This window comes from Clostridium sp. 1001283B150210_160208_E6 (genome assembly GCF_015669365.1).
Classification (GTDB): domain Bacteria; phylum Bacillota; class Clostridia; order Clostridiales; family Clostridiaceae; genus Clostridium; species Clostridium paraputrificum.
The window spans coordinates 216,977-232,180 of record NZ_JADPAA010000001.1; the positions used below are offsets into that span (position 1 = coordinate 216,977).

Consider the following 15,204-nt stretch of genomic DNA (forward strand, 5'->3'; position numbering starts at 1 on the left):
ATTTATATAATATTTTCTTCTTATATGCTATAATACTTAAGTAATTTTTACTTTAGGAGTGATATATATGGATATGAACAAGCTCCTACATGTTTCTACATATGCTGGTAGAATAATGCTTGAAAGCGGTGCTGAAACATATAGAGTTGAAGAAACAATATGTAGAATATGCTATTCCTTTGGTGTTGACGAAGCTGATAGTTTTGTAACCCCTACTGGAATAATGGTTTCAATTTGCCATGACAATAAAACATATTCTTTAATAAATAGAGTTAAATCAAGAAGCGTAGACTTAAATAAAATAGATAAAATTAATGAACTTTCAAGAACTTTACAAAGTGAACCTATGGATTTAAGCCATATTTTAAAGCTTCTAAAAGAAATAGATAATGGTGAAAGATATTCTTTTCCTCTTACATTAGCTTTTTCTGCACTTGCAGCAGGTACATTCTCCATTCTTTTTGGAGGAGGCTTTAATGACCTTTTAGCTGCTACTTTTATAGGTTTCATAATAAAAATAGTTACTATAAAGTTCCAAAGGTTATCTATAAATGAATTCTTTATTAATTGTATTGGAGGGGCTACTGCAGCTTCACTTACATTACTTTTAGTTATATTAGGATTTAACATTAATATAGATAAAACCATAATTGGTGCTATAATGCTTCTTGTACCTGGACTTGCAATTACAAATGCAATTAGAGATACCATAGCTGGTGACTTTTTAGCAGGGCTAACTAAAGCAGCTGAGGCTTTCCTTATAGCTATATCAATTGCTGTTGGCTCAGGTGCAATATTAAGTTTCTGGATTAACACATTAGGAGGTAGTATATAATGACAATGGTTTTTATTCAAACTATAGCATCCTTTATTGCTTCCTGTGGTTTTGGCATTATATTTAATATAAAGGGGAAGAAGTTGTTTTTTGCAGCTATTGGTGGAGGTCTTAGCTGGTTTGTATATGCATTAGGTCTTCATTTAAACCTTTCTACTATTAGCTCTTTATTTATTTCATCTATATGCTTTAGTATATATTCTGAAATATTTGCTAGAATATTAAAAACTCCAGTTACTACCTTAGTAATATGTTGTCTTATTCCACTAGTTCCTGGAGCGGGAATGTATTACACAATGTATGAAGCAATTACTGGAAATGTAACTGGTTCTTTAGAACTTGGATTAACTACCCTAGCCTCTTCAGGCACCCTAGTTCTTGGTATTATTTTTGTTTCTACAATTACAAGGTTAATAAATAGAAGGAAGAGTAAAAAAAATTTATTAAATGAAAACAACCAATAGAAGAGAAATTTTATAAAAATTTCTCTTCTTTTTTAACGCCTAGGAAATTATAAAATTCTTATATGTTACAATTGAGAATTATAATGACATTTTGAAATAAAAAGATTATAAGGTCAAAGATAATAATTTTATAGTTTCCTTACCTTTAGTACAAAGGGAATAGATATTTATTTTTCTGTGACTTGGAGCTTACTATAAAAAAGGAAAATATAAAATTCTTATATATTACAATTGAGAATTATAATTACATTTTGAAATAAAAAAAATTATAAGGTCAAAGATAATAATTTTATAGTTTCCTTACCTTTAGTACGAAGGGAATAGATACTTATTTTTCTGTGACTTGGAGCTTGCGACGGAACGAGAAAAATAAATATCTATCCCCCCTTTTTCAATTGATAAGTACTATCACACTCTACTTTTGTAACACTCCCTATATTTATTAATATTATATAAAGAAATATTTTTTTTACTTATTCAATTGAGAACTAGGAGATGAATTTATGAAAGATGAACGATTAGAAATTGGGGTACGTGTAAGTAAAAATACTATTATAGGAAACTTTATCTTAGCATTTATAAAAATACTAATAGGCTTTATAGCTAGAAGTACTGCTATGCTTGCAGATGGAATGCACTCTCTTTCTGATGTAGTAACAACAATAGGCGTTATTATTGGTTTAAAGCTATCTCATAAGGAAGCTGATAAATCTCATCCTTATGGCCATGAAAGAATAGAAAGTATAACTTCACTATTTCTTTCTACAGTTCTTTTTCTTGTAGCAATTAGTATTGGATATTCTGGAATAATCAAAATAATTAACCACAACTATGTTACTCCTGGCTTTTCAGCTATAATTGCAGCTATTACTTCAATTATTGTAAAAGAATTAATGTATTGGTATACAATAAAATATGCTAATGAAATAAATAGTCCTTCTTTAAAAGCTGATGCATGGCACCATAGATCTGATGCATTATCCTCCATTGGAGCTTTAATAGGTATAGCTGGTGCTAGAATGGGGTATCCTTTTTTAGATCCTCTAGTAGCAATAATAATAGCCTTAGTAATAATTAAAGTTGCTTTTGATATTTGTAAACAAAGCATTGCACAATTAATAGACGAAGCTGCTTCTGAAGATGATGTCCAAGTCATAATTGATAAGATCAACTCAATAGATGGCATTTATGAAATAAAGAATTTAAAAACAAGACAGCATAGCAATAGACTTTATGTTGATGTTGATATATCTGTTGATGCTACATTAACTGTGGAAGAAGGGCATAACATTGCATCATATGTCCATAATTTAATAGAAGAAGATTCAAGAATAAAGCATTGCATGGTTCATGTAAACCCTTACTATAAAAATATTTAACGAGGTGTAAATTGAAAGTAATCAATTATATATCAAAAAAACTTTATAGAGCTTCTCCAAATTATACTGAAGAAATATTAAACTATATTAATTCAAAAAATTACTCAAGTTCAACACCCTATTTAATATGGGTAGATACAAAGAATTTTAAAACAAACATTTTTAAAGGCAAAACTAATAACTGGACACTAGTACACAGTTATTTATGTACAATAGGTAAAGCCTCTACCCCAACACCTAAAGGAACATATACAGTTGGCATTAAAGGATTATATTTTGGAGTAGAAAAAGGCTATAAATGCTGGTACTATACTCAATTTAAAGGAAACTATCTATTTCATTCAATAATTTATAATTTAGATGGTTCAGTAAGGGACGGAAGATTAGGAATGGCTCTTTCAGATGGATGTGTGAGACTTGCAAAAGTAAACGCTAAATGGGTATATGACAATATTCCAGAAAAAACAAAGGTTATAATAAGCTAAAAAAGTTGTATTGTAGAGAATATTTTAATTCCCTACAGTACAACTTTTCTTACATAATATCTAATTTTACTTCTCCATAAAAGTTAGTAAACTTAATACTTGCATTTATTCTAGTTTTTACATCAGAAGTATATTCAAACTCTTCACTTTTTCTATCATTAAGAATTAAACTTCCACTCTTATCCTTAATAGTTACAAGTACCTCTCCCTTTTCTCCTTCTACATTAAGTGATACCTTAACCTTTTTATTTGCTTCAAGTAAAAAGCTTTTATTTTTTTCTCCAGTTAAATTTCTACATTCCTTAAAGGATATTGACCCTTTACTTTCCTTCCTAACAGCAACACCTCTTAAAGCTGTACTACCTCCAATACCTATGGCTGTTTTATATGCTACAAAGCCTATTACAAACAAACCTGCTACTAACATAAGTAGAGCTATTATTGTACCCATATATTAATCCCCTCTTTACTTTTTTATTTTTTAATGTATAATTAATCTTAATTAATATTTATTATTTTTAAGGAGTTAAGCAAATGAAAAAATTATTTAATTTATCATTTATCTATCTTGGACTTGGACTAATCCTTGGTGTTTTCCACAGAGAATTTACTAAGTTCAATAATTTCACTGATGGAACAGTTCTTGGAACTGCACACACACATACTTTAGTATTAGGATTTTTATTTTTCCTAATAATATTATTGATTGATAAAAACTTTGATATTTCATCTTACAAACACTTTAACAAATGGTTAATATCATACAATGTAGGATTATTATCCTTAATTGGAACAATAGTATTCCGTGGAGTACTTGAAGTACTTTCTAAAGATTTTGCTGGGCTTCCTCATATGGCAGGTTTAGGACATGCTATATTAGGTGCTTCACTAATTTGGTTTATGGTTATATTAAACAAAAAAATTAAGAAATAAATCTTTTATTTTAGTATATCAAATTTTTATATAATAAAGAAGAGAGCTACAGATAATATAATCTATAGCTCTCTTTTTTAGTTTCTCATTATTATATAAGCTAAATATGCTACATATATTCCAACTAGAATTATTCCTTCTAATCTACCAAGTCTTTTCTCTTCCTTTTTATTTAAGAATATTAAAGCACCAATAAATAATGTTACTGCAATTAAAATTATGAAGTCTATTATCATTACCCCTGAAACTGCAATAGGAGTAATTGTTGCTGAGGCTCCAAGTATAAGTACTAAATTAAATATATTAGAACCTAAAACATTTCCTAATGCAATATCATTTTCACCCTTTAAAGCAGCAACAATTGATGTTACTAATTCTGGCAAGGAAGTTCCAACAGCCACTATAGTTAATCCAACTAGCTTTTCACTCATTCCTAAAGAATAAGCAATATTTGTAGCTGAATCTACAACTAAATTTCCTCCAAAAACTATTCCTACAACACCTATTAGTGATAATAATATATTCTTTGACATTTTTATTTCAGATGTATTTTCTTCATCTTTAACACTATCTTTTTTAGCAGCCTTAACTAATATAAACATATAAACAACACATACTACTAATAAAATAATACCACTTATACGTGAAAGCATATTTTCACTCTTAGGTACTACTCCAAAAATAAGGAAACAAGTTAAAATTGTTACTACTAATGTAGCTATGTAATCTCTTTTTATAGTAGATTTTTTTATTAAAAGTGGTGCTACTATAGCTGTTCCACCTAGAACTACTAGTGTATTAAACAAATTAGATCCTAAAACATTTCCTACTGCAATTCCATTGTTTCCATTAAAAGAAGAAATCAAACTTACTGCAAGTTCAGGCGCACTTGTTCCTAATGATACAATTGTTAGCCCAACTATTACAGAAGGGATTCCTATTTTTTTAGCTATTGAAGAAGCCCCATCAACAAATATATCTGCCCCCTTAATTAGCAAAAAGAATCCTATAATTAAAATAATGAAGTCCATGAGTTAATTCCTCTACTTTCTTTTGTGAATTTCCTTATAAATTTTATACTAAATCACTCTTATCCTCAAGAAGTTTTTTACTTCTATTTATAATAACCAAAATTAATATATTACATACCGCTTGTGCCCCTACAACAAATATAGCAATTGTCCTTATTACTCCTGCAAAATCTATGTTATATAAAAGAGGGGTCATAATGTGCTCTATGGCAAATAGTGTTAAATAACACACCATAGTAAAGTCAATATGCCTTAAAATCACATTATCTCCCTTTTCCTCTACCATTGCATAAACCCCTTTTAACAAGTAAAAAACTACATAAATCCAAAGTACAGTAGATACAATATTAAAGCTTTCTATTGCACAGAAATAATAGATACTATTTTTCATTTCTTCTGCAACATAAATATCCATCATAAAGTTAGTAAGTATAAATATTAATAATTTTATAATTGATATCCCAGTAAGAATTTTCAAAGGATTTACTGTATTTTTAAATAATTTCTCTTTTGATGATAGCATAACACATCCTTCAAGCATTAAAATATATCCTATAAAATCAGGTAACCAATTTATAAATATAACTATATCAAGGAAAACAAATATTAGCCCTATAAATATCTTTTTAAATCCATCACTTGTCATTATTTTATCCCCCTTAATTTTTTTAAGTCTTCAACTTGTTTTTTAGTAAACTCTTTACCTGTGGTATCTGTAGTTTCTATGTTTATTTTTTCATCCTTACCTTGTCCATTTTTAACTATAAAAGTTATGCTCCTACTTATCATATAATAAGGAGGGATATTATTATCAAGGCCTACTTGGACTTGTAACATCTCACCCTTTTTTAATTTAATAGGAAAGCTTTTTCTATTTATTTGCTTATTATTAATTTGAATCAAACCATTTTCTAAATATAACTTAAATAACTCATTATCTGTTCCTGTAATTTCAATATCATCTTCTAGGATAAAAGTAGTGTGCTGGTAGCCACTATCGTAAAATGAATCACTAAAACTAAGGATATTATTATCTAATGGAGTTAAATCTTTATCTTTAAACTTAACTTCACCAAATTCTATGGTACCTTCTTTTCCTTTAACTGTATTATAATTTAACTTTGTTACTTTGGTACCACTAAATAATTCCTTTTTATAGTCATCAGAAAAGTCCCATATTGGAATATAAAAATAATGTACTTTATACTTATCATCTATCTCCTGATTTAATTTATTATAAAAAAGACTAGTTGAACTTCCAGGATAACTGTCCATATTATGAATATTAAATTCTTCCTCCCCTAATTCAGGAAATACAACTCTCTCTATCTTATCTTCTTCATCACTTGTAAAATAAGAAATAAGAGCTAATTCATTGTCTCCATAGGTATAGCAAAACAAAGGATCATTGATACGAGTATTCATAAAATAAATCATATTTGCTCCCCATGAAAAAATAATTAAAGCTATTACTCCAAAAAGCATTTTTTTATTAAATTTCATTATTATCACCCCTATTATAATTCTAACTTGTCCAACTTATTTTTACTACATATTTGTATATTTATATATTTATAACAATATTTAAATATTTCTTTAAAGCATAAAAGAGAAGCTCTATTAGAACTTCTCTTTTATATCTTGGATTATATTATTTCATAAATGTATTCATTGTTTTAATTAACTCTTGTAATTTTTCTTTATCTTCAGAGTTTTCATCAAGGGACAAACAATTCATTGCATAGTTTTCTAGCATTAATGCTCCCACTTTATTAATAGCTGATCTAATAGCAGAAATTTGTATAAGAACATCCTTACAGCAAACATTCTTATCAACCATTCCTTGGATTCCTTTTACTTGACCTTCTATTCTTTTTAATCTATTTAAAATATCCTTATTTAATTTATCTTTGTCGTCACTCATTATTATTCCTCCTTATACCCTCTATCGGTATATTTATAGTTTAACCTAAAACTAAAAAATGATAAATACCTAACTATATATTTTATCCCTTAGAAAACTCATCATTACCTTTACAATTAAAATCATTTTTCCAAGCTTCATCGGCATATGGCTTAAATTCACTTGCTAAAGTATCTAACTTTTCTTTAAATTCCTCATCATTTAACATAGCATCTGCACTAGCATCTGTGGTATATGCCTTAACCTTAGCTGCAACTTCTCTTATTACATTAGGGTTATCTATCATCATGCATGGCATTAACATATTTTTATTATATGGTTGCCTACTTCTTAATTCCTTAAACATATTGCATCTAAATACATCTATAAGTTTTTTATCCTTTATGTTATCTGTAGCAATATGAGCAAATATACATGGCTCTACATCTCCACTAGAATTTATATGACAATAATACTTCCCTGCTATACATCCTCCTACATAAGGAGCATCATTAAAGAAATCTATTGTAAAGTAAGGTTTTGTAGTTCTTATTTTTCTAGTTCTTCTACCAAGCTCTATTCTTTGACTTGGAGTTAGCATATCCTTAACATTAGGCTTGTCTCCAACAGGCATATAAATAAAATACCAACTCATTAAAGATCCTTTATTTATAAGCATATCAATAAACTCATCAGAACTTACCTTATCTATATTATGAGTTGATGTAGCTGAAGAAACTCCAAAAGGTATTCCCCTATCCCTTAATAAATCCATACCTTCCATTACTTTTTTAAATATTCCTTTTCCCCTTCTACTATCAGTTTCCTCTTCAAAGCCTTCTAAAGAAAACATAGGCATTACATTTCCAAGCTTACATAATTTATCAGCTACATCATCATTAAATAATGTTCCATTTGTAAATGGAGTAAAGTACACATCATTATATTTCTCATATATTTTATACATGTAATCTACAAAAAATGGTTCTCCCCCTAATATAATTATATAATGTATGCCTAAATCTCTAGCTTCTCCAACTATTCTATCTACCTCCTCATATGAAAGGCCTGAATCTTTAGGATAATATGCAGCATAGCAACCAGTACATCTAAGATTACATCTCATTGATGGACTTAATAATAGTACAAAAGGAATCTTTGTATCTTCATTTTCCATCCACTTTCCTCTTTTAGGTACTCCACTCCATATAGCATTAGCCAAAAAATTCTTAAAAAACTTCTGTAAACAGTTTGAATTTGTGGTGGAAAGTATATGATTTACCTCTTCCTTTATAGAAGGTATTTCATTATAATATTTCTCTATACTCTCTATAGCATCCTTACTTTCTGTATCTCTTGATAATGCCTTAATAATACTAAATAACTTGTCTACATTCTTTTCTGGATTCTTTCCTAGTACTCTACAAACTTGAGAAATAATCACCTCCCTACTTTCCTTTCCGATGGTATCAATTATGTTCATAGCATTACCTCCTTAATAATCTTATATTGACTATTAGTCATTATAAGATTATATTCATTTTCAAGAGAATGAATACCTAAAAATATAAAAAGTAAGCTTAAAATATAACTTCTAAGCTTACTTAAAAATCTTTAATATATAATAATTAATTTTTCTCTTTACTTTTATAACTATGTTTATAATTCTTTTCTCTTTAGATACTACTTTAAATCATTTACCGCCTTAAGTACCCTTTGTGAAGCTTCTTTTATATCCTCCCTATCTCCAAAGCAACTAAATCTAAAGCATCCTTCACCATTTTCACCAAAGCCTACTCCTGGAGTTCCAACAACATTTGCTTCTGTTAAAAGATAATCAAAAAACTCCCAGGAAGACATATTGTTTGGACATTCAATCCATATATATGGTGAATTTACTCCTCCAGTATAAGAAATTCCAAGTTTATCAAATACTTTAGATATTATCTTAGCATTTTCTTTATAATAATCTATTACTTCCTTTACCTTCTCTCTTCCCTCTTTAGAGAATACTCCTGAAGCTGCTTTTTGAACAACATAGGATACTCCGTTAAATTTAGTAGTTTGTCTTCTAAGCCATAACTTGTTTAACTTAACTCCTTCACATTCTAATTCCAAAGGAACTATTGTATAACCACATCTCATTCCAGTGAAACCAGCTGTTTTAGAAAGGGAACATACCTCAATTGCACATTCTTTTGCTCCTTCTATTTCATATATGCTTCTTGGAATTTCTAAACCAGATATAAAGGCTTCATATGCTGCATCAAAAAGAATTATTGCTCCAATTTCCTTTGCATACTGTACCCACTTTTCTAATTGCTCTCTATTATATGCTGCACCTGTTGGATTATTGGGTGAACATAAATATATTATATCTCCCTTAACATTGAAATCTGGTAATGGAAGATAGTTATTTTCTGTAGTACAGTTCATATATTCTATCTTTCTTCCATCCATAATATTAGTATCTACATATACTGGATACACTGGATTTGGTATTAAAACTGTATTTTTCTTTGAGAAAATATCTAATAAATTTCCTAAATCACTTTTAGCTCCATCGCTTACAAATATTGATTTATCATCAAGCTTAACACCAAATTCACTATAATATTCCCTAATACCTTCTCTTAGGAAATCATACCCCTGTTCTGGACCATATCCTTTAAAGGAATCCTTGTTTGCCATTTCTTCAACACCAGTTTTTAATGCATTAATTACTGGCTCTGACAAGGGCAAAACTACATCTCCTATTCCAAGAGATATAACCCTTTTATCTGGATGTTTTTCTTTATAAGCCTTAACCTTTTTAGCTATTGTTGAAAATAAATAGCCCTCCTTTAAATTTAAATAGTTACTATTAATTTTTACCATATTTCCCCTCCTTGGATGCTTTTGCTAAGCTAGCATGCTTTAAACTTTCTGCTACAGAAATATATGCATCATTAAGTTGTACGTACTTACCTACTATTGTAATTTTATTTCTTACTGATTCATTTAATTCTATGTCACCTACAGTTCCTCCAGCATCGGTAATAACCTCATTATATTTTACATTATTTCCCAGAAAATAAATTTAGTTTTAACTTCATTTCTTTCATAAATAAATCCTTCATAGTGACCTAAACCTAAAGCCCTTTCTGCAAAAAATATACTTCTTACTCATTCTCTATCATTCCTTCGTACACAAATTTTGCAGGACCTTCCATATATACATCTCCCTGTGAAGTATAATTTATAATTAATTCTCCACCTAAAAGCTCAACCTTTATATCACTATCCCTCTTACAATATCCGTTTATAACAGAAGCTACAACAGAAGCACAAGCCCCTGTACCACAAGCAAGAGTTTCACCACTTCCTCTTTCCCAAACCCTCATTTTTATATAATTTCTATTAATAATTTCCACAAATTCTGTATTAATTCTATCTGGAAAAATTTCATTTTTCTCAAAGTATGGTCCTAATTTTTCTAAATCTAATTCATGAATATTATCCATAAATACTACACAATGAGGATTTCCCATTGATATGCATGTAATATTATATTTCTCTTTATTAATAATTAACTCTCTATCTATAACCTCTTCTTTATCTGATATAACTGGAATATTTTTTGCCACTAAAATAGGTTTTCCCATATTTACTTTTACAGATACTACTTTTTCATTTACTACATTTAAATCTAATATCTTAATTCCTGATAGGGTTTCTAGTTTAATACTTCTTTTTTTAGTTAGCCCCTTCTCATATAGATATTTCCCAACGCATCTTGATGCGTTACCACACATCTTTCCTTCTGATCCATCAGCATTAAACATTCTCATTCTAAAATCAGCTCTATTTGATGGTAATATAAGTACAATGCCATCTCCACCAACTCCAAAGTGCCTATCACTTAACTTAATTGATAATTCCCTTGGATTTTTGATTGTCTCTTCAAAGCAATTAAAATATATATAATCATTTCCTATACCATGCATCTTTGTAAATTTCATAATATCTATACCCCATATCTTTCAATAATTTTATCTACCACCTCTCTAGGAGTTACTCTTTTGTTCATAGCATGCTTCTCTATAAGCCTATGAAATTCTTCCTCCGTTATGATATTATATTGAATTAGTAAAGATTTTGCTCTATCTATTATCTTCTACTTTTCTTTTTATATATAAATTTAATAAAGGCGTAATTCTAAACAGAATTACGCCTTTATTATTCTCTATAACTAATTGTCTTTAATTCACCATCATAAGCAATAGATGAATTTTCAAAAACCTCTTTAGCATTATGTATAAAATCCTCAGGATTTGGAAGTGATGGACTAAAATGAGTTATTTTAAGTTCCATACATTCCCCTAACTTTGCAAGTGTTGCACTTTCTCTAAAAGTCATATGCTTATTTTTTAAAGCTTTATCCAAATCATTATCATCCCCATAGTTCCCTTCACAAATAAACAGATCACTCTCTTTAATAAATTTAGGTATTTCTTTTATAGGCCTTGTGTCTGTAATATAGGATAATTTTATTCCCCTTCTCTCATCACCTAACACCATTTCCTTTGTATATATATTACCCTCATATTCAATTTCCTCTTCATTCTTCTGAAGCTTTGACCATAAAATTTTAGGAACATTATTTCCTTCTGCCTTTTCCCTATCAAACTTTCTTCTTCTCTTAAAATAGAAGCTGTATCCAACGCAATTAGTTGAATGCTCTAATTCTAATGAAGAAATAATAATTTCATCACTTAGCACTATTTCTTCTGTAGCCACCTCAACTACCTCTAATTCATAGGGTAAATAAGGGTTAATAATATTTAATCCATCTACTACTTTCTTTAATCCTACAGGACCTATTATCTTTACCTTCTCTCTTCTATCACTATTTCCCATGGTAGATAATAACCCTGGAAGTCCTATTATATGATCACCATGTACATGTGTTATACATATACAATCAATATTCTTAAAGCCTAAACCACCTTCCCTAATAGCTACTTGTGTTCCTTCACCACAATCAACTAATATCTTTCTTCCATTATAAGCAACCATTAAAGCTGCTAAATGCCTATTAGGTAAAGGTATATTTCCTAGTGTTCCCAAGAAACATAAATCAACCATTTTATCCCTCCTAACGAATAAAAAAAATTAAAAAGGACAGCATTTACTTGCTGCCCCTTAGATTATTTTATATGTTCATGATCTAAAATATGCTTTTCACAATAAGCGTGCTTTCCATTACATCTACTACAATATCTAAATTCTATATCTGGATCATCTACATCAGTAATGCCACAAACAGTGCACTTATGAGTATATGACTTTTTAACAGAATTAATTTTTCTCTTATAGTCCTTCATTCTTATAACAGAACTATTTCTCATTTTCTTTTCCCTATAATTACTTGCTCCAAAGAATAAAAGGTAATTAATAACAGGAACTAGATTAATTAAAATTCCTTGTATGCTAAAATTAATAATGCTTTGTAAAACTCCTAATATTATTATTGCCCAGTTAAAATATCCTAAATACTTTGCTTTAATAGGCAAAATGAAAAATAGTAAAAATTCTGCATTAGGATATAGCTTAGCATAAGCTAAAAATAAAGATAAATTTATTATATCAGCAGTAACAGAATTCATTGTTATAAAAGATATAACAATTGCTGATATCATACCTACCAAATAATAAAGATTAAATTTAAACCCGCCCCACTCATATTCTAAAGCGTTCCCAGCTATATAATAAAAGTAGAAAGCAAAAACTGCAAATACTATACTTCCTGGATTCATTACAAAAACAAATGTTACAAGTCTCCATATTTGACCTTGTAATACTAAAGCTGGTTCTAAATAAAGCATACTTCTTATATTTGTCTTTAAAACATAATCTATTATAAATAAGGCTGCACTACCAGCTATAATTATTCCCATTAAATTATGAATATAATGTCTTCCAAATTTTCTATCTAGTTTATTTATCCAATTCAAAAGCAAACGCCCCTTTATCTCATATTTTGTTTAATATAAATTCTACCACATAATATAATAATAGCCAAGAAATTTGGAGAGGATATTTATTTTTCGCGTTCCGTCGCAAGCTCCAAGTCACCGAAAAACAAACATCCTCTCCTCCCCCACTGAATGTAAGGAAATTATAAAATTATTTTCTTTGGTTTTAGTTCTTTTTTCTATCTAAAGTTTGCATCAGGACAGCATTTATAACATCCATCACTATTATGATAATAGTTCTTTTTGCAGGCTTCTACTGCTTCAATATCGCTATAATACTCCCCCATATAAGTTATATTTAATTCTTGAGGCATATTCTTGCATCCCTCTTCATGAACTATATGCATACCATTTAAGTCAACTTTATTACTAACATAATATGAACTCATCCCTTATTCTACCCCTTTTTCCCTTTCTTATATGAATTATTATCGCACTAGTATACATAATTGTAAATATTTAACAATTATTTTTCTATGTAAATTATACTTTTCTAACAAATTTGTATCTCTTAAAGGTCAATCCATATATTTTTCTTGCTAATATATGTTTTTAAACCATCTCATATATAAAACTCACACTTTCCTCTTATATGCTGAATATATCTAGGCAATCCTGTATTTGACTAACTTAAATAATTACCTTAATATAAAAACATACTTAATAACGCGGGATGGAGCAGTTGGTAGCTCGTTGGGCTCATAACCCAAAGGTCGTAGGTTCAAGTCCTGCTCCCGCAACCATATAAAAGAACTTCTAGAATAACTAGAAGTTCTTTTTTCATTTATAAATACCTATTATTCTCCATAACTGTTATAATAATTACGTATTCTATAAATGGGGAGAGGATTCAATATGAAGAAAAGATATGTAATAGCTTATATGAGAGATGGTGGACTAGAAACAATTACTGAAGAAGATGCTAAGAAACTTACTCATGTTAACTTAGCCTTTGGTAAAATCGATTCTGAAGGAAAAATTTATACTAAATTAAAGAACTTTAATGAATTAGAAAGAATAAGAAAATATAATCCTGAAATTAAATTTCTTATTTCTCTAGGTGGATGGGGAAATGGTGGTTTCTCTGAAGCTGCTATGACAAAAGAAAGTAGAAAATTTTTCAATGAAGAAGCTATAAGATTTATGAAAGAACATAAGTTAGATGGTATTGATATAGATTGGGAATATCCTACTTCATCAATCTCTGGAATTACATCTAGCCCTAAAGATAAAGAGAACTTCACTCTTCTATTAAAAGATTTAAGGGAAGCTTTAGACCAAGAGGGAAAGAAAGATAACAAACACTATCTGTTAACTATAGCAGCAGGTGCTGATGAATATTTTATTAAATTCACTAATATGAAAAAAGCTCAAAAGTACTTAGATTACGTTATGCTTATGACTTATGATTTTAGAGGTGGTTTTCAAATATTAACTGGCCATCACACTAACCTTGGTCCAACATCAGGAGATATATTCCCAAGCAGTATTATGAATTCAGTTAAACTATTCAAGGATGCTGGAGTACCATCAGAAAAATTATTAATAGGTTCTGCCTTCTACTCTAGATCTTGGACAGGAGTTCCTAATGTAAACAATGGATATCTTCAAATGGCTCAATCAACAGGTAATATATCTCAAGACTTTACTGATTTAGATAGAGATTATATTAATAAAAATGGTTATACAAGATATTGGGATGATGAAGCAAAAGCCCCTTACCTATTTAATGGTGATAATTTTATATCCTATGATGATGAGGAATCTATTTCTCATAAATCAAAATATGTTAAGGATAATAATTTAAGAGGAATTATGTTCTGGCTTTATGATGCTGATAAAACTGGTAAACTATTAAATGCAATTCATGAAGGACTTAAATAGGATAATCAAGATAATATAGATAACTAAGATAAGAAAATTAAGGTAAAAGAGCTGTCTCAATAGATAATAAATTTTCCCTATTGAGACAGCTCCTTTTCTTATTAAAATTTAAAACTTCCAATAAGATTTGTTGTTTCTTCAATATATTCATTTTTAGAATTTATTTTAAAAAGTCCTTTCAACCCCGCATGTTTACTATATATTTATATATTTATTTCTTTATATATTTAAAACAATATTTATTTTTGCATATATAATTTATAAAAAAGGTGG

General features: G+C 29.0%; 17 protein-coding genes and 1 tRNA gene. 7 read left to right on the forward strand and 11 right to left on the reverse strand.

What is annotated here, in order from left to right:
• The first annotated feature begins 67 nt into the window (after positions 1 to 67).
• The 4 genes from I4V16_RS01175 (at position 68) to I4V16_RS01190 (ending at position 3,163) form a co-directional block, all read left to right on the forward strand.
• Positions 68 to 835, forward strand: coding sequence for a threonine/serine exporter family protein (locus I4V16_RS01175; protein ID WP_049180329.1), 768 nt, complete (start codon positions 68 to 70; stop codon positions 833 to 835).
• Complete coding sequence (locus tag I4V16_RS01180) at positions 835 to 1,299, forward strand: threonine/serine exporter family protein (protein WP_049180331.1); 465 nt, start codon at positions 835 to 837, stop codon at positions 1,297 to 1,299. Before I4V16_RS01175 ends, I4V16_RS01180 begins: the two co-directional genes overlap by 1 nt.
• A gap of 503 nt (positions 1,300 to 1,802) precedes the next feature.
• Complete coding sequence (locus tag I4V16_RS01185) at positions 1,803 to 2,678, forward strand: cation diffusion facilitator family transporter (RefSeq protein ID WP_195542287.1); 876 nt, start codon at positions 1,803 to 1,805, stop codon at positions 2,676 to 2,678.
• Between the two features lie 29 nt (positions 2,679 to 2,707).
• Positions 2,708 to 3,163: a L,D-transpeptidase gene (locus I4V16_RS01190; RefSeq protein WP_242979737.1), complete on the forward strand. Its 456-nt coding sequence runs from the start codon at positions 2,708 to 2,710 to the stop codon at positions 3,161 to 3,163.
• Between the two features lie 49 nt (positions 3,164 to 3,212).
• Here I4V16_RS01190 and I4V16_RS01195 read toward each other — a convergent pair whose 3' ends face one another.
• The gene (locus I4V16_RS01195; protein WP_049179227.1) at positions 3,213 to 3,614 is read right to left on the reverse strand and encodes a hypothetical protein; all 402 of its coding nucleotides are present in this window, start codon (positions 3,612 to 3,614) and stop codon (positions 3,213 to 3,215) included.
• 83 nt (positions 3,615 to 3,697) lie between these two features.
• Here I4V16_RS01195 and I4V16_RS01200 point away from each other — a divergent pair, with 83 nt between their 5' ends.
• Complete coding sequence (locus I4V16_RS01200) at positions 3,698 to 4,096, forward strand: DUF2871 domain-containing protein (protein ID WP_111937865.1); 399 nt, start codon at positions 3,698 to 3,700, stop codon at positions 4,094 to 4,096.
• Between the two features lie 77 nt (positions 4,097 to 4,173).
• Here I4V16_RS01200 and I4V16_RS01205 read toward each other — a convergent pair whose 3' ends face one another.
• The 10 genes from I4V16_RS01205 to I4V16_RS01255 all read right to left on the reverse strand — a co-directional run bounded on the left by I4V16_RS01205 (position 4,174) and on the right by I4V16_RS01255 (position 13,436).
• On the reverse strand, positions 4,174 to 5,127 hold the full coding sequence (locus I4V16_RS01205; protein ID WP_049179225.1) for a calcium/sodium antiporter: 954 nt from the start codon (positions 5,125 to 5,127) through the stop codon (positions 4,174 to 4,176).
• Positions 5,128 to 5,170: 43 nt separating this feature from the next.
• Positions 5,171 to 5,773 (reverse strand): hypothetical protein, encoded by a 603-nt coding sequence (locus tag I4V16_RS01210; RefSeq protein WP_195616899.1) that lies wholly within the window; start codon positions 5,771 to 5,773, stop codon positions 5,171 to 5,173.
• A complete protein-coding gene (locus I4V16_RS01215; RefSeq protein WP_195616898.1) occupies positions 5,773 to 6,630 on the reverse strand; it encodes a hypothetical protein in 858 nt (285 codons plus the stop codon). Before I4V16_RS01215 ends, I4V16_RS01210 begins: the two co-directional genes overlap by 1 nt.
• 148 nt (positions 6,631 to 6,778) lie before the next feature.
• On the reverse strand, positions 6,779 to 7,051 hold the full coding sequence (locus I4V16_RS01220; protein WP_049179222.1) for a metal-sensitive transcriptional regulator: 273 nt from the start codon (positions 7,049 to 7,051) through the stop codon (positions 6,779 to 6,781).
• Between the two features lie 82 nt (positions 7,052 to 7,133).
• Positions 7,134 to 8,513: a radical SAM protein gene (locus I4V16_RS01225; protein WP_195966365.1), complete on the reverse strand. Its 1,380-nt coding sequence runs from the start codon at positions 8,511 to 8,513 to the stop codon at positions 7,134 to 7,136.
• 200 nt (positions 8,514 to 8,713) lie between these two features.
• Positions 8,714 to 9,907, reverse strand: coding sequence for an LL-diaminopimelate aminotransferase (locus I4V16_RS01230; protein ID WP_195963228.1), 1,194 nt, complete (start codon positions 9,905 to 9,907; stop codon positions 8,714 to 8,716).
• A 284-nt stretch (positions 9,908 to 10,191) separates the two neighbouring features.
• Positions 10,192 to 11,031: a diaminopimelate epimerase gene (gene dapF, locus I4V16_RS01235; RefSeq protein WP_195966367.1), complete on the reverse strand. Its 840-nt coding sequence runs from the start codon at positions 11,029 to 11,031 to the stop codon at positions 10,192 to 10,194.
• A gap of 217 nt (positions 11,032 to 11,248) precedes the next feature.
• Positions 11,249 to 12,157: a ribonuclease Z gene (locus I4V16_RS01245; RefSeq protein ID WP_195963226.1), complete on the reverse strand. Its 909-nt coding sequence runs from the start codon at positions 12,155 to 12,157 to the stop codon at positions 11,249 to 11,251.
• Positions 12,158 to 12,219: 62 nt separating this feature from the next.
• On the reverse strand, positions 12,220 to 13,026 hold the full coding sequence (locus I4V16_RS01250; protein WP_195963225.1) for a hypothetical protein: 807 nt from the start codon (positions 13,024 to 13,026) through the stop codon (positions 12,220 to 12,222).
• Positions 13,027 to 13,226: 200 nt separating this feature from the next.
• Positions 13,227 to 13,436 carry a hypothetical protein gene (locus I4V16_RS01255; RefSeq protein ID WP_195966369.1) on the reverse strand — a complete coding sequence of 70 codons (210 nt, stop codon included), beginning with the start codon at positions 13,434 to 13,436 and terminating at the stop codon, positions 13,227 to 13,229.
• Between the two features lie 278 nt (positions 13,437 to 13,714).
• On the opposite strand from I4V16_RS01255, the gene I4V16_RS01260 reads away from it, so the two are divergent.
• A tRNA-Met gene (locus I4V16_RS01260) sits at positions 13,715 to 13,790 on the forward strand.
• Positions 13,791 to 13,902: 112 nt separating this feature from the next.
• On the forward strand, positions 13,903 to 14,931 hold the full coding sequence (locus tag I4V16_RS01265; protein WP_195966371.1) for a glycoside hydrolase family 18 protein: 1,029 nt from the start codon (positions 13,903 to 13,905) through the stop codon (positions 14,929 to 14,931).
• Positions 14,932 to 15,204: the final 273 nt, after the last annotated feature.

Excerpts from the sequence above, each read along its gene's own strand:
- dapF (WP_195966367.1), bottom strand. The coding sequence starts at position 11,031 with ATGAAATTTACAAAGATGCATGGTATAGGAAATGATTATATATATTTT.
- I4V16_RS01225 (WP_195966365.1), bottom strand. The coding sequence starts at position 8,513 with ATGAACATAATTGATACCATCGGAAAGGAAAGTAGGGAGGTGATTATT.
- I4V16_RS01180 (WP_049180331.1), top strand. The coding sequence starts at position 835 with ATGACAATGGTTTTTATTCAAACTATAGCATCCTTTATTGCTTCCTGT.
- I4V16_RS01255 (WP_195966369.1), bottom strand. The coding sequence starts at position 13,436 with ATGAGTTCATATTATGTTAGTAATAAAGTTGACTTAAATGGTATGCAT.
- I4V16_RS01210 (WP_195616899.1), bottom strand. The coding sequence starts at position 5,773 with ATGACAAGTGATGGATTTAAAAAGATATTTATAGGGCTAATATTTGTT.
- I4V16_RS01245 (WP_195963226.1), bottom strand. The coding sequence starts at position 12,157 with ATGGTTGATTTATGTTTCTTGGGAACACTAGGAAATATACCTTTACCT.
- I4V16_RS01185 (WP_195542287.1), top strand. The coding sequence starts at position 1,803 with ATGAAAGATGAACGATTAGAAATTGGGGTACGTGTAAGTAAAAATACT.
- I4V16_RS01195 (WP_049179227.1), bottom strand. The coding sequence starts at position 3,614 with ATGGGTACAATAATAGCTCTACTTATGTTAGTAGCAGGTTTGTTTGTA.
- I4V16_RS01215 (WP_195616898.1), bottom strand. The coding sequence starts at position 6,630 with ATGAAATTTAATAAAAAAATGCTTTTTGGAGTAATAGCTTTAATTATT.
- I4V16_RS01265 (WP_195966371.1), top strand. The coding sequence starts at position 13,903 with ATGAAGAAAAGATATGTAATAGCTTATATGAGAGATGGTGGACTAGAA.
- I4V16_RS01175 (WP_049180329.1), top strand. The coding sequence starts at position 68 with ATGGATATGAACAAGCTCCTACATGTTTCTACATATGCTGGTAGAATA.
- I4V16_RS01230 (WP_195963228.1), bottom strand. The coding sequence starts at position 9,907 with ATGGTAAAAATTAATAGTAACTATTTAAATTTAAAGGAGGGCTATTTA.
- I4V16_RS01200 (WP_111937865.1), top strand. The coding sequence starts at position 3,698 with ATGAAAAAATTATTTAATTTATCATTTATCTATCTTGGACTTGGACTA.
- I4V16_RS01220 (WP_049179222.1), bottom strand. The coding sequence starts at position 7,051 with ATGAGTGACGACAAAGATAAATTAAATAAGGATATTTTAAATAGATTA.
- I4V16_RS01205 (WP_049179225.1), bottom strand. The coding sequence starts at position 5,127 with ATGGACTTCATTATTTTAATTATAGGATTCTTTTTGCTAATTAAGGGG.